Annotated in this window: 9 protein-coding genes; 7 read left to right on the top strand and 2 right to left on the bottom strand. The window is 75.2% G+C overall.

Going from position 1 to position 14292, the window contains the following annotated elements; all coding sequences use genetic code 11:
- The 6 genes from JNW98_RS22570 to JNW98_RS22595 form a co-directional block, all read left to right on the top strand.
- The coding region (locus tag JNW98_RS22570; protein ID WP_308015649.1) for an alpha/beta fold hydrolase at positions 1-4065 on the top strand (4065 nt) is incomplete at its 5' end.
- A 105-nt stretch (positions 4066-4170) separates the two neighbouring features.
- The gene (locus JNW98_RS22575; protein ID WP_223770095.1) at positions 4171-4866 is read left to right on the top strand and encodes a class I SAM-dependent methyltransferase; all 696 of its coding nucleotides are present in this window, start codon (positions 4171-4173) and stop codon (positions 4864-4866) included.
- 18 nt (positions 4867-4884) lie between these two features.
- The gene (locus JNW98_RS22580; protein WP_223770096.1) at positions 4885-5388 is read left to right on the top strand and encodes an SRPBCC family protein; all 504 of its coding nucleotides are present in this window, start codon (positions 4885-4887) and stop codon (positions 5386-5388) included.
- 97 nt (positions 5389-5485) lie between these two features.
- Positions 5486-7327: an asparagine synthase (glutamine-hydrolyzing) gene (asnB, locus tag JNW98_RS22585; protein WP_223770097.1), complete on the top strand. Its 1842-nt coding sequence runs from the start codon at positions 5486-5488 to the stop codon at positions 7325-7327.
- Between the two features lie 38 nt (positions 7328-7365).
- Positions 7366-8175 (top strand): bifunctional 2-polyprenyl-6-hydroxyphenol methylase/3-demethylubiquinol 3-O-methyltransferase UbiG, encoded by an 810-nt coding sequence (gene ubiG, locus JNW98_RS22590; RefSeq protein ID WP_223770098.1) that lies wholly within the window; start codon positions 7366-7368, stop codon positions 8173-8175.
- Positions 8162-9940 (top strand): FAD-dependent monooxygenase, encoded by a 1779-nt coding sequence (locus tag JNW98_RS22595; protein ID WP_223770099.1) that lies wholly within the window; start codon positions 8162-8164, stop codon positions 9938-9940. The genes ubiG and JNW98_RS22595 overlap by 14 nt, the downstream gene beginning before the upstream one ends.
- A gap of 103 nt (positions 9941-10043) precedes the next feature.
- Here the strand turns inward: JNW98_RS22595 and JNW98_RS22600 are convergent, their stop codons facing one another.
- Positions 10044-10694: a response regulator gene (locus JNW98_RS22600; RefSeq protein ID WP_223770100.1), complete on the bottom strand. Its 651-nt coding sequence runs from the start codon at positions 10692-10694 to the stop codon at positions 10044-10046.
- 164 nt (positions 10695-10858) lie between these two features.
- On the opposite strand from JNW98_RS22600, the gene JNW98_RS22605 reads away from it, so the two are divergent.
- A complete protein-coding gene (locus JNW98_RS22605; RefSeq protein WP_223770101.1) occupies positions 10859-11959 on the top strand; it encodes an NYN domain-containing protein in 1101 nt (366 codons plus the stop codon).
- Positions 11960-12957: 998 nt separating this feature from the next.
- Here JNW98_RS22605 and JNW98_RS22610 read toward each other — a convergent pair.
- Positions 12958-14238 carry a sensor histidine kinase gene (locus JNW98_RS22610; protein ID WP_223770102.1) on the bottom strand — a complete coding sequence of 427 codons (1281 nt, stop codon included), beginning with the start codon at positions 14236-14238 and terminating at the stop codon, positions 12958-12960.
- Between the last annotated feature and the right edge of the window lie 54 nt (positions 14239-14292).

The following is a 14292-nucleotide window of genomic DNA, read 5'->3' on the forward strand; positions in this document are numbered from 1 at the left end:
ACGTCGCTGCGCGGCAGCCGCACCGGCGTGTTCGCGGGCTCCAGCGGCCAGGACTACACCGCGCTGGCGGCCGGGGCGGCGGAGGGCCTGGAGGGGTACGTCCTCACGGGCAACGCCGCCAGCGTCATCTCCGGACGGCTGGCCTACGCGTTCGGCCTGGAGGGCCCGGCCGTCACCGTCGACACGGCCTGCTCGTCCTCCCTGGTGGCCCTGCACCTGGCCTGCCAGTCGCTGCGCTCGGGCGAGTCGACGCTCGCCCTCGCGGGCGGCGTGACCGTGCTGTCGACGCCGCAGGCGTTCGTCGGCTTCTCCCGGCAGCGCGGTCTGGCGCCCGACGGCCGCTGTAAGGCGTTCTCGGCCGCCGCCGACGGCACTGCCTGGGGCGAGGGCGCCGGCCTGCTCCTCGTCGAACGCCTGTCGGACGCGCGCCGCAACGGCCACCCCGTCCTCGCCCTGGTCCGCGGCACCGCCACCAACCAGGACGGCGCCAGCAACGGCCTCGCCGCCCCCAACGGCCCCTCCCAGCAACGGGTCATCACCCAGGCCCTGGCCAACGCCGGCCTCGCCCCGGCCGACGTGGACGCCGTCGACGCCCACGGCACGGGCACGCCGCTCGGCGACCCCATCGAGGCCCAGGCCCTGATCGCCGCGTACGGGTCGGAGCGCCCCGCCGGCCGGCCGCTCTGGCTGGGCTCGGTCAAGTCCAACATCGGCCACACCGCCGCCGCGGCCGGTCTGGCCGGCGTCATCAAGATGATCAAGGCCATGGAACACGGCGTCCTGCCACGAACCTTGCACGCCGACGAGCCCAGCCCCCACGTCGACTGGTCCTCCGGCACGGTCGCCCTGCTCACGGAGGAACGGCCCTGGCCCACCCCCGGCCGCCCCCGCCGCGCCGGCGTCTCGTCCTTCGGCATCAGCGGCACCAACGCCCACGTCATCCTCGAACAGCCACCGGGGGAGGACGGTCCGGCACCGACGGAGGGCGTCGTCACGCCGGTTCAGGACGTGTCGTCGCCGACGGGGACCGCGCCCGCGCTCGTGGAGGGGGAGTCGGTGCCGGCGGAGAACGTGCCCGCGCCGGCGAAGGGCGAGGCTGCCTTCGTGCCGGGCGCGTCGGCGCCGGTCGAAGGGTCGTCCGGGCTCGCGGAGAACCCGCACGCGCCTGCCGAGGGTCCGCCGGCGTCGGTGGGGGCCGTGCCCGCGTTTGCCGAGGGCGTGCCGACGCCCGTGGCGGGCGTGCCGGCGTCGGCCGAGGCTGTGGCCGCGCCCGCGGACGGGGAGTCGGCGCCGGTGGGGAGCGGGACCACACCCGCCGAGGGCGTGGCCGCGCCCACGGGCGGCGAGGCGGCCGGCGCCCACGCGCGGGGGAACGCGCCCGTCCTCGTCCCCTGTGTCCTCTCCGCCCGGGGCGAGCAGGCCCTGCGCGCCCAGGCCGAGCGGCTGCGCGCCCACGTCGCCGAGCGCCCCGGGCTGACGCCCCTGGACGTCGGGTACTCCCTCGCCACCACGCGCGGAGCGCTGGAGCACCGGGCCGCCGTGCTCGCGGGCGACCGGGACGGGCTGCTCGCCGGGCTGGCGGCGCTGGCCGCCGGGGCGCCGGCGCCGCACGTCGTCCGCGACGTCGCAGCAGGCGGCCGTACGGCCTTCCTGTTCCCCGGGCAGGGCAGCCAGCGGCCGGGGGCGGGACGTGCGCTGTACGCGGCGTTCCCGGCGTACGCCGAGGCGCTGGACGAGGTCTGCGGACACCTGGATCCGCACCTCGAACGGCCGCTCCAGGACGTCCTGTTCGCCGACGAGGGCACGCCCGACGCCGCGCTGCTCGACGACACCGCGTACACCCAGCCCGCCCTGTTCGCGACCGGCGTCGCGCTCGCCCGGCTGCTGGAGGGCTGGGGCGTCGTCCCCGACCGGCTCGGCGGGCACTCGATCGGCGAGCTGACCGCCGCCCACGTGGCCGGCGTGCTCTCCCTGGAGGACGCCTGCGCCCTGGTCGCCGCCCGTGGCCGGCTGATGGCGGCGTCCTCGCCGGACGGTGTCATGGTCGCGGTCGAGGCAGGTGAGGACGAGGTCGCGGCCGTCCTGGCCGGTGACGAGCGGGTGGGGGTCGCGGCCGTCAATGGGCCGCGTGCGACCGTCGTTTCCGGCTCGCGCGAGGGCGTCGAGCGAGTGACCGGCCTCCTCGCCGCCCAAGGGCGGCGCACCAAGCGGCTGCGCGTGTCGCGCGGGTTCCACTCGCCGCTGATGGACGAGGTGCTGGACGCGTTCCGGTCCGTCGCGGACGGGCTCGACTACCGCGCGCCGCGCGTCCCCCTCGTGTCCAACGTGACCGGGGAGACCCTGGAGGCGGATGAGGTGTGCTCCCCGGACTACTGGGTGCGGCACATCCGCCGCCCGGTGCGGTTCCACGACGGCGTCCGGCGGCTGGTCGCCGACGGCGTGACGACCTTCCTCGAACTCGGCCCCGGCGGCGTCCTGTCGGCACTGGTCCGGGACGCCCTGGGTGACGAAGGCGGCACCGCCGCCGTACCGCTGCTCCGGCGCGGGCAGGACGAGGAGACCAGCCTGGTCACCGCCCTCGCCCGGGCACACACGCGCGGTGCCGCGGGCCCCGGCTGGGCCCGGTTCCACACCGAACGCGGCGCCCGCCGCGTCGCGCTGCCCACCTACGCCTTCCAGCGGCAGCGCTACTGGCCCGACGTCGTCGCCCCCGCCATGCCGGGAACTCCCGTCACCGGCGGTACGGTTCCGGCAGTCGTTGCCGAGCCCGTCGCCGAGGGGCCGTCGCTGCGCGACCGCCTCCTGCCGCTCCCCGGCGGCGAACGGGAGCGGATCGTCACCGAGTTGGCGGCGTCGCACATCGCCGCCGTCCTCGGCCACCCGACGACGGAGGCCGTCGAGGAGAGCGTCGGCCTGCCCGAGCTCGGCTTCGACTCGCTCGCCGCCGCCGAGCTCCGCACCGCCCTCCAGACGGCCACCGGCCTCACCCTGTCCACGTCGCTGGTCTTCGACCATCCCACCCTCAAGGCCCTCGCCGCCCACCTGCTGGCCGGGCTGGAGGACGAACCGGCCGCCGCACCGGCAGGCGACGGCACCCTCGCCGCGCTCGCCCTGCGCGCCGGCGAACTCGGCGAGTTCGCGGCCTTCCAGGACCTGCTGCGCACCGCCTCCCGTTACCGCCCGGTCTTCGGCACCGGCGAGCGCCCGGCCGCGCGCCCGGAACCCGTCCGGCTCTCCCGCGGACGCGGCCCGGCCGGCACCCGGCTGCTCTGCTTCCCGTCGTTCGCCGGCCGCTCCGGAGCCCACCAGTACGCCCGGCTCGCCGCGGCGGCCCACGACACGGCCGAGCTCTGGGCCCTGCCCGCACCGGGCTTCAACGGGGGCGAGGACCTTCCCGACAGCCTGGAGGCGCTCGCCCGCCACCACGCCGAGGACGTCCTGCGCTGCGCCCCCGACGGCACGTTCGCCCTCCTCGGCCACTCCGCGGGCGGCTGGATCGCCCACGCCGTCGCCGCCCGGCTGGAGGCGCTCGGCACCCCGGCCCGCGCGGTCGTCCTGCTCGACAGCTACCTCCCCGACAGCCCGGTGCTGCCCGCTATTCAGGAAGAGATCGGCCGACGGCTGCGCGACGGCGGTGGCTCCCTCGGCCCCGGCGACGACCGCTGGGACGACACCTGCCTGACCGCCATGGGCGGCTACGACCGGCTGTTCACGGGGTGGCGGCCGGAGCCGCTCGCCACACCGGTCCTGCACCTGCGGGCCGCCGCACCACTGGCCGCCTTCCCGGAGGGCCGGTGGCAGGCCGCCTGGCCCGCGGCGCACGCCACCGCCGAGGTACCCGGCGACCACTTCGGCCTGATCGGCGAGCACGCCACCGGCACTGCGCGCACCGTCCTGGACCGGCTCGCCGGCTCGTACGCCGTCGGTTCGGACGCCGCTGACGCGGACGCCGCCGGCTCGAACGGCGCTGGCCCGACCGGCACCGGTCCGGACGGCACCGGTCCCACCGGCCCCGGCCCGAACGCGGCCGGCCCCAACGCCACCGAGCCGCCGCAGCGCCGCTGAGCCGCCGGGCCGCGCCGCAGGGGGGCGCCCCCGCACACCCCACGACCACCACCCGACCGCACCACCCACCCCGCACCACCGACTACAGCGAAGGACACCGCACCCATGAGCATCGATCAGGTCCGCCGGCCGGAACCCGGGGACGTGGACCAGGACGTCCTCGACGGCCAGGCCTCCTACCACCGGCGCGCGCTCACCTTCTACGACCTGGTCGTCTTCCGCGGCAGCGCGCCCCTGTTCTGGCGCTGCTCGCCGCGCAACTTCCACCGGATGTACGCCACCTGCGCCGGCGAGAAGCACCTGGAGGTCGGGGTCGGGACCGGGTACCTGCTGGACCACTGCCCGTTCCCCACCCCCGACCCCGACATCACCCTCGTCGACCTCAACCCCAACACCCTCGCCTTCACCGCCCGCCGCCTGAAGCGCTACCGCGTCACCCAGGTCCAGGGCAACGCCCTCGAACCGCTGCCCGTGCCCGACGCCTCCTACGACTCGGTCGCCCTCAGCTTCCTGCTGCACTGCATCCCCGGGAGCCTGCGCGAGAAGGGCATAGCCCTCCGCCACGCGGCCCGGGCCGTGAAGCCCGGCGGGTACGTGTTCGGCAGCACGATCCTCTCCCAGGGCGTCCCGGTCACCCGCGCCGGCCGCTCGCTGATGGACAAGCTCAACGCCAAGGGCGTCTTCCACAACCAGGAGGACAGCCTGGAGGGCCTCCGGGACCAGCTCACCGAGCACTTCACCGACCACGACCTCGTCGTGCGCGGCTGCGTCGGCCTCTGGCGCGCCCGCACGGCCGGCTGAGCGGAAGGGGAGACGGCCATGGCACACCGCTGGCACCCCATCGTGGAGGCGGGCGATGCCTTCCTCGCCTCTGCGCCGATGCGCCACACCCGTACCGTCGACCTGCCCTTCCCGCCCGAGGAGACCTGGGCGGTGCTAACCAGCGACGAGGCGTCGAGCTGGACCAAGGGCATGGAACGGCTGCGCTGGACCTCCGAACGGCCCTTCGGCGTCGGCACCACCCGCGAGATCAGCATGAGCGGCGACTTCGTCCTCAAGGAGCGCTTCTACCGCTGGGACGACGGACACCGCAAGACGTTCACCGGGGTCGCGGCCAGCCGCCCGATCTTCCGTCGGCTGGTCGAGGACTACGTGGTCGAGGCGACCCCCAACGGCTCCCGGCTGCGCTGGCGGTGGGCCGCCGAACTGCGTACCCCCTGGAGCCTGCCGCTCGTCCGGCACGCCCTCGACCGGTTCTTCTTCGCGCCGACGGGCCGGTCGCACATCGACGGACTGCGCACGTACATGACCACGCGGCGCTGAGCCGCCGTCCGCCGACGCAGACACCCGACACCGAATACCCAACACCCAACACCGAATACCGAATACCGAACGAACCGGAAACGAGGGCTGGGCAACCATGTGCGGTATCGCAGGCTGGATCTCCTTCCAGCGCGACCTGGAGGGCGAAGGGCCCGTGCTGCGGGCCATGAACGACACGATGGTCTGCCGCGGCCCCGACGCCGAGGGCGCCTGGCTGTCGCGGCACGCCGCGCTCGGCCACCGCCGGCTGGCCGTCATCGACCTGGAGGGCGGCGTCCAGCCCATGGTCGCCGAGACGGACGACGGGCCGGTCGTCCTCACCTACAGTGGCGAGGCGTACAACTACACCGAGCTCCGCGCCGAACTCCGGCGCCGAGGCCACGAGTTCCGTACCGCCAGCGACACCGAGGTCGTCCTCCGCGGCTACCTGGAGTGGGGGCCCGGCCTCGCCGACCGGCTCAACGGCATGTACGCGCTGGGGATCTGGGACGGCCGCACCGAACGGCTCGTCCTCCTCCGCGACCGGCTCGGCATCAAGCCCCTCCACTACCACCTCACCAAGGACGGCGTCGTCTTCGGCTCGGAGGCCAAGACCGTCCTGGCCCACCCGCTCGTCGAACCGGTCGTGGACACCGACGGGTTCCGCGAGCTGTTCGGCTTCGTCAAGACCCCCGGCCGCTCGGTCTGGGCGAACCTGCGCGAGGTGCGCCCCGGCACCGTCGTCACCGTCGACCGCGGCGGCGTCCGCGAGCACGTCTACTGGACGCTGGAGGCGAAGGAGCACGCGGACGACACGGAGACCACCGTCCGCCGGATCCGCGAGCTCCTCGACGACACCGTCGCCCGCCAGCTCGTCGCCGACGTCCCGCAGTGCGTCCTGCTCTCCGGCGGGCTGGACTCCAGCGCGCTCACGGCCCTCGCCGGCCGCCACCTCGCCGCGCAGGGCAAGCAGGCCCGCACCTTCACCGTCGACTTCGTCCAGAGCGAGGGGTTCAACCCCGACGACCTCCACGACACCCAGGACGCCCCCTTCGCCCGGGACGTCGTCCGGCACGTCGGCACCGTCCACCAGGACATCCGCCTCGACCACCAGCAGCTCGCCGACCCCGCCGTGCGCCGGGCCGTCGTCACCGCCCGCGACCTGCCGTTCGGCTTCGGCGAGGCCGACAACTCCCTCTACCTGCTGTTCAAGGCGATCCGTGAGCACTCCACCGTCGCCCTCTCCGGCGAGTCCGCCGACGAGGTCTTCGGCGGCTACCCGTGGTTCCACATCCCGGCCGTCCAGGCGCAGCCCATGTTCCCCTGGGTCACGGCCTCCTCCCTCGACCCCTCCGGCCACCCCACCAAGCTCATCGACCCCGAGCTGCTGCTGCGCACCCTCGACGTGCCCGGCTACTGGGCCCAGCGGTACGCCGACTCCGTGGCCGCCGTCCCCGAGGTGCCGGGGGAGGACGCGCACGAACGCCGCATGCGCGAGTTCTGCCACGTGCACCTGACGAGTCTGCTGCCCATGCTCCTGGACCGCAAGGACCGCATGAGCATGGCCGTCGGCCTGGAGGTCCGCGTCCCGTTCTGCGATCACCGGCTCGTCGAGTACGTCTACAACACGCCGTGGGCCATGAAGACCCACGACGGCCGCGAGAAGAGCCTGCTGCGCGGCGCCACCGCCGACGTCCTGCCGCGCTCCGTCGTCGAGCGCGTCAAGGCCCTCTACCCCCGGACGCAGGAACTCCGCTACGTCTCCGCCCTCCAGGCGCAGGTCTCCGAGCTGCTGGCCGGGGACCACCAGGCCGTCGGCTTCTTCGACGGCGCCGCCCTCCGGGAGGCCGCCCACGGCGCGCCCGAGGCCGTCCGGCGCGACGCGCGCGACGCGTTCGAGCGCGTCCTCGACCTGGCCGTCTGGCTGGACGTCCGCCGCCCGGTCGTCAAGCTCACCTGAACCCCCCACCCCGTACCCCCGAACCATAAGGACGCTTCGTGAAGGACGCCCCCGTCAAGGTCAACAACGCCGTCTACGACCAGCCGGACTCCTGGTGGCGCGACGACCGCCCGTTCGCCACCCTCCAGGAGTTCACCCCCGCCCGCTTCGCCTACTTCCACGACGTCCTCACCCGACGGCTCCGCATGGACCTCGACGGCCTCAACGTCCTCGACATCGGCTGCGGCGGCGGCCTGCTCGCCGAGGAGTTCACCCGGGCCGGCTGCCGCGTCACCGGCATCGACCCGTCCCAGCCCTCACTGGACGCCGCCGCCGAGCACGCGAAGGAGCAGGGCCTGGACATCACCTACCGGCAGGGGACCGCCGAGGAACTCCCTTTCGCTGAAGGTGAGTTCGACCTCGTCTACTGCTGCGACACCCTGGAGCACGTCACCGACGTCGACCGCGCGGTCGCGGAGGCGTCCCGCGTGCTGCGGCCCGGCGGCCACTACCTCTACGACACCATCAACCGGACCTTCGCCTCCTGGCTGGTCATGGTGAAGATGGCGCAGGACTGGCCGTCCGTCAGCTGGGCCGAGAAAGACCTGCACGTCTGGCGGCAGTTCATCAAACCCGACGAGCTCTACAGGGTCTTCGGCCGGCACGGCCTGCGCAACAAGGGCCAGGTCGGCTTCTCCTCCAGCCGCGGCCGGCTGGAGGTGCTGCGGCTGCTCCGCCGCCGGGCCCGCGGCCACATCTCGTACGGCGAGCTCGGCCGTGAGTTCCGGCTCGGCACCAGCACCGACATCTCCGTCATCTACGCCGGATACGCCCGCAAGGACGGAGGGAACGTACATGCCGGCCGCTGACCACCCCGGCGGGGACGCCGCCGACGTCCGGGTGCCCGTACTCATCGTGGGCGGCGGGCCGGCCGGCCTCGCCGCGTCCCTCGCCCTCTCCCGGTACGGCGTCCGCCACCTCCTCGTCAACAAGCACCGCGGGACCGCCCACACGCCCCGCGCCCACCTGCTCAACCAGCGCACCGGCGAGATCTTCCGCGACCTGGGCATCGAGGAACAGGTCATGGAGCGGGCCACGCCGCCCGAACTCCTCGCCAACCACGTCTTCATGTCCACCTTCGCCGGCCCCGAGGTCGCCCGGCTCGACGCGTACGGCAACGGGCCCGACCGGATCGGGGACTACCGGGCGGCCAGCCCCGCCCGGATGTGCAACCTGCCACAGCACCTGCTGGAACCGCTCCTCGTCGAGGCCGTCGAGGAGGCCGGCGTCGGCGAACTCCGGTTCGGGCAGGAGTTCCTGTCCCTGACGCAGGACGAGAAGGGCGTCACCGCCCTCGTCCGTGAGCGCGGGACCGGCCGCGAGTACACCGTCCGCGCCGACTACCTCATCGGCGCGGACGGCGCCCGCAGCGGCGTCCTGCGGGAGCTCGGCCTCGGCCTCACCGGCGCGCAGGGCGTCGCCCAGGCCGTCTCCGTCTGGTTCGAGGCCGACCTGAGCCGCTACGCCGCCCACCGGCCCGGCATCCTCTACGTCGGCGCCGTCCCCGGCCGTCCCCCGACCGACGGCCGCGTCTTCGTCAGCGTCCGCCCCTGGAACGAGTGGGTGTTCCTCACCTTCCCGCACCCCGACACCCCCCTCGACCCCGACGACCACGAGGCGATCCGGGCGCGGATCCTGGAGAGCATCGGCGACGACTCCGTCACCGTCCGCATCAAGGACGTCTCGCCCTGGGAGGTCAACGGCACGGTCGCCGAACGGTACGGCACCGGGCGGGTGTTCTGCGTCGGCGACGCCGTCCACCAGGGCCCGCCCACCAACGGGCTCGGCCTCAACTCGGCGGTCGCCGACTCGTTCAACCTCTGCTGGAAGCTCAAACTCGTCCTCGACGGACCGGCAGGACCCGAGCTGCTCGACACCTACCACAGCGAACGGCACCCGGTCGGTCAGCAGGTCGTCGACCGCGCCTTCCGCAGCATGGCCGACCTGCTGGCCGTGCCGGAGGCCCTGGGCTTCGCCGCCGGCCAGAGCGCGGACGAACAGCGGCGCATCCTGGACTCGCTCAACGAGGGCACACCGGAAGCCCGCGACCGCGCCGCGGCCGTCACCGCCGCCACCCGCCGCTGCGACTACCAGGTCAACGCGCACGGCGTCGAACTCGGCTACCGCTACCGGGACGGCGCCACCGTCCCGGACACCCCCGAACCGGACGCCGACCGCGACGCCGAGCTCTACTACCGGCCCACCACCTGGCCCGGCGCCCACCTCCCGCACGCCTGGCTGGAGGACGGCCGGCGGGCCCTCTCCACCCTCGACGTCGTCGGGAACGGCGCGTTCGTCCTCCTCACCGGCCCCGGCGGCGGGCAGCGCTGGCAGGCCGCCGCCGAGGAGACCGCCCGCCGCACGGGCGTCCCGGTGACGGTCCGCGTCATCGGCGCGCCCGACGACCTGCGCGACCCGTACGGGCAGTGGGCGCGGGCCCGCGAGGTCGGCCCGGACGGCTGCGTCCTGGTCCGGCCGGACGCGCACGTCGCCTGGCGCGCGGCCGACGGCTCGCGGGCAGGTGAACTCCCGGATGTGATGGCCGGGTTGCTGCACATCTCCGCGGAGGGCTGAGCCCCTTCCCGTCGGCCGGGCTCCCGTGGGCCCGGCCGACGCGGGTCCGCCCGCGGTCCGTCGCCGGGACGCGCCCTCGCGCCCCGCGCTCCCGGCCCCGCCGTCAGGAAGCCGTCCGGTTGTCCCACGCCCAGGCGGCGACGCCGACGCGGTTGCGGACGCCGAGTTTGCGCTGGACGTGGGCGAGGTGCGTCTTCACCGTGCCGGGGGAGATGAAGAGTTCGGCGCCGATCTCGGCGTTGGTCAGGCCCTTGGCGACGAACCGGGCGATCTCCGCCTCGCGTTCGGTGAGCGCCTCGGTGGGCGGCGCCGTGCGGGGCGGCTCGGGTTCCCGCAGCTGCCGCAGCAGACGGACCGTCACCGACGGGCTGACCATGGCGTCCCCGGCCATCGCCGCCCGGACCGCCTCCACCAGCAGCGCCGGGCTCGACCGTTTGAGTAGGAAGCCGCAGGCGCCGTTGCGCAGCGCCGCGTGCACGTACTCGTCGAGGTCGAACGTCGTCACCACGACCACCCGCAGCGGGTCCGGCACGTCCGGGCCCGCCAGCAGCCGGGTGACCTCCAGGCCGTCCAGCCGCGGCATCCGGATGTCGGCCAGGACGACGTCCGGCCGCAGCCGGCCCGCCAGTTCGACGGCCTGCCTGCCGTCCTCGGCCTCGGCGACGACCTCCATGTCCGGCTGGGAGTCGAGGATCAGCCGGAAACCGATGCGGACCGCTTCCTGGTCGTCGGCGAGGAGTATGCGGGTGCTCATGATCGTCACGGTAGCGGCCCTCTGCCGGGAGGCATACCCCCGGCCTCACGCGGCCCGCCCGCGGTCTGCCGTTCGGCAGATGTGCCCGGCGGGACCCCGACGGGAGGGTGGGTACCGCACCGGCGGGCACGGCCGCCGGTCGGAGACGAGGGGTGAGGCCGTTCATGAGCACACAGGTGACCACGCGACCGGAACCGGTCCGGGACGGCCGGCGGTCACGGCGGTCCTGGTGGTCCCGGTGGCCCGTCTGGTCGGGCCGGCTGGCGGCCCTCTGGTCCCTGCTGTACGGCGCGGCCGGGCTCTACTGGGCGGCGGGCGGCGCCGGTTACCCCTTCGCCAAGGTCGTCGACGACCGCGCCTCGGCCTCCCTGCTGGAGCCCAGCCGGGCGGAGGTCGTCGGACCGGTGATCGCGGCGGTGGGCGCGGCGGGCGTCGTGGCCGGCGTGCTGATGGCCCGCGGGGTGGGGAAGGGCCGGGCCCGGGCCTGGCTGATCGGCTACGGCTGGGTGTCGGCGTGCGTCCTGGCGTTCGCCCTCCCCGACTACTCGCTGCTGGCCCTGGTCGCCTTCGCACCGGTGCTGGTGGTGTTCGCCTTCACCGGGGTGCCCGGCCCGCAGGACGGCGTGGGCGACATCCTGTACTGGCACCGCGGCAACCTGATCATCGTCTTCGTCGGCGGCCTGCTGTGGGCCGCGGCCACCCTCGCCTACCAGTGGCGCACCGCCGACCGCTGCACGGCCTGCGGCCGCGGCCGGCACGGCGCCGCCCGCTGGACGACACCCGAGGCCACGGTGCGCTGGGGCCGCTGGGCGGTCTACGCCGCCGCCCTCTCCTCCGTCCCCTACGACTTCACCCGCCTGGCCTGGTACTTCGGCTGGCCCCTGGGCATCACCCGGGAGTTCCTGAAGGACATGCAGGACACCCCCGGGATGTTGGAGATCGGCCTCGGCCTCGGCCTCCTCTCCACAGCGGGCGGCCTGCTGACCCACGGCCTGATCAGCCGTTGGGGTGAGGTCTGGCCCCGCTGGGTGTGGTGGAAGGCCGGCAAGCGCGTCCATCCCCTCACGGCCATCATCCCGGCCGGCACCGTGGCCCTCGTCCTCGTCCCCGGCGGCCTGATGAACACCCGTCACGTCACCGCCGACATGTGGGGCGCCAACGGCCCCGGCATCCTCTGGACCGTCTGGGGCCTCGCCCTCGGCGCGGCCACCCTCGCGTACCACCTGCGCCGCCGGGGGGCTTGCGGCCGGTGCGGGCGGGGGTGAGTCGGACAGGGGGCCCACGGTCCGGCGCGTCCCTCCGTCCGGCGCGCGATCGGGCCGCTCACGGCGGCCTCGCGGTCCTCCGAAGGGATGAGACGAGCTTTCCGTGTGGACACCCCTCACCCGCACGGTGCCCCACTCCACGCCGTTTTCGCCGTCCCGAACGCCGCTGGTGCTCGGATGCTCGCGGGAGCGGCCGGGGAAACCCCAGGTGAGGCGCCGGGGCGGTGGCCCGTGGGCAGCCGCCGGCCGTGGGAGCCCAGGACGGCGAAAGGGACGGCCGGTCCGTGCCCGCCCTAGGCGGGCGGAGCACCGGGGCGGGTTCCGCCGGGCCGGCTCACGTTGCCGGGACTTCCTTCCCCGCGCATGCGCACGAGGAACGCACGGGTGGCCGGGCCGATGTTCGGACCATCACCCGGCGTGTTTGACCGGTGACAGGGGCAGCCGGTACCTGTCGGGGCCGCACGCCGGCGCCCCGTCTTCCCCGTGGCTCCGGTGCGACGCCGGCCGGTCGCTTCCGGGCTCCTGCCGGCAGCCCGTGTTCCTCCTCCCGAGGCCGCCCCTCCCGTGGCTCACCTCCGTCGGCGACGGCGCTCGGACGCCGCCGGCAAGGAGCACGGTCTCCTGTTCCGCACAGCACTGGACGCCGCTCCCGGTCCGACGGGCCGGGAGCGGCGCCCGTAAGGAGAACCACGCGTGAGTGCGAGAACGCCCCTCCGACGCGGCGGCGGTACGCGTCTTCGCGTCGCGGCGACGGCATGGGCGCCCTCGCCCCGTTGCTCGCCCTGCCGGACGCCGCGCCGGACGTCCGGCGCGTACCCCCCCCTCGTCGGCCCCGCGACGGAACGGCGGTCGCCAAGACCGGCGAGACGGCGGCCGGGGGCTGACGGGACGGCGGCCGCGGAGCCGACGAGACGGTGGGCGGGGGCTGACGGGACGGCGGTCCCGGGGCCGGTGAGACGGCGGCCGGGGGACCGGCGTCCGCACCGCGCCGCGCGCTCTCAGTGCCGCAGCGGCAGCTCCGCCCGCACCTCCCACCCCTCCCCGTGACCGCCTGCCGTCAACGCCCCGCCCAGCGCCTCCACCCGCTCGGAGAGCCCGGCCAGGCCGAGTCCGCCGCGCCGTTCGCCGTGCACCGGGCGGCCGGCGCGCGGGCCGGACCCGCGGCCGGAGTCCGTGACGGAGACGGTCAGCAGCGGCCCGGCGGCAGTCCGCCCGCAGGAGAGGGCGACCCGGACCCGTTCCGTACCGGGGGCGTGCCGGCGCACGTTGGTCAGGGCCTCGACGACGACGCGGTGCACGGTCGCGGCGACCTCGCGCGGTACGTCCGCCCGCCGCTCGGGCGGGAGTTCGTCCGTCAGCAGGACGTCCGCCGTACCGGAGGCCCGGAACCGGTCCACGACGCCCGGCACGTCGTCCAACCCGTACGCCGCCGCGCGGGCACCGGCCTCGTCGGACGCCGGGCCGGCCGCGGGTCGGGCGGGGGAGGGCGCGGCACTCCCGTCCCCGACCCCGTCCCCCTCCCCGTCGCGCAACATGTGCACCGTACGGTCCATGGACCCCAACGCCCGCACCCCCGCCTCCTCGATCCGCCGGAGCAGCGCCGGCACCTGCTCGGGCCGCGCCTCGTGGACGACCTGCGCGGCCTGGGCGAGGGCGACGATGCCGGAGACGTCGTGGGCGACGAAGTCGTGCAGGTCGGCGGCGAGTTCGAGCCGCTGGGCCCGGCGGGCCTCCCGTACGCTCCGCGACCGCCGCTCCCGGGCCGTGTGCAGGGCGCTGCCGAGCGCGCCGGCGGCCAGCGGGCCGGCCGACATGAAGGCGGACTGCCCGGCGGCCTCCAGCGCCCCGTCGTACGCGCCGGCCCGCAGCAGGAGCGTGGAGACGGCCGTACCCAGCACCAGCCAGAGCACGGCCGACCGCCGGGGCGGCAGCGCGCGGGTCACGAGGAGGACGAGCCAGGTGCCGGCGGCGTACTCGGCGAAGGCCGGTCCGATCGCGCCGGAGTCCTCGGCGACCGCGTCCGGGCCGCTGAGCGCGGTGCCCAGTCCGCACACCGCCGCCACCGCCACCGCCGTCCAGGCGAGGCGGCGCGCGTCGCGGGGCCACCAGCCCGTCGCCGCCAGGACGAGTCCGACGGCCGCCGTCATCGTGGCGACCGCCGTCCCCCCGGCGCCGGGCAGCGCCACGGCCCCCACCGCCACCGTGCCCGCCCCGGCCGCGCCGCAGCCGGCCCTGACGACGGCCTCGCGGGCGGGCCGCCACCCCCTCGTGTGCTCCATCCGCGCGAGTGTAGGACGATCATGATCAACCGTCCCCGGGCGCCGCCGGCCCGC

It is taken from the genome of Streptomyces huiliensis, from assembly GCF_020037025.1.
GTDB classification, from domain to species: domain Bacteria; phylum Actinomycetota; class Actinomycetes; order Streptomycetales; family Streptomycetaceae; genus Streptomyces; species Streptomyces huiliensis.

Excerpts from the sequence above, each read along its gene's own strand:
- JNW98_RS22605 (WP_223770101.1), top strand. The coding sequence starts at position 10,859 with ATGAGCACACAGGTGACCACGCGACCGGAACCGGTCCGGGACGGCCGG.
- JNW98_RS22580 (WP_223770096.1), top strand. The coding sequence starts at position 4,885 with ATGGCACACCGCTGGCACCCCATCGTGGAGGCGGGCGATGCCTTCCTC.
- JNW98_RS22595 (WP_223770099.1), top strand. The coding sequence starts at position 8,162 with ATGCCGGCCGCTGACCACCCCGGCGGGGACGCCGCCGACGTCCGGGTG.
- asnB (WP_223770097.1), top strand. The coding sequence starts at position 5,486 with ATGTGCGGTATCGCAGGCTGGATCTCCTTCCAGCGCGACCTGGAGGGC.
- JNW98_RS22600 (WP_223770100.1), bottom strand. The coding sequence starts at position 10,694 with ATGAGCACCCGCATACTCCTCGCCGACGACCAGGAAGCGGTCCGCATC.
- JNW98_RS22610 (WP_223770102.1), bottom strand. The coding sequence starts at position 14,238 with ATGGAGCACACGAGGGGGTGGCGGCCCGCCCGCGAGGCCGTCGTCAGG.
- JNW98_RS22575 (WP_223770095.1), top strand. The coding sequence starts at position 4,171 with ATGAGCATCGATCAGGTCCGCCGGCCGGAACCCGGGGACGTGGACCAG.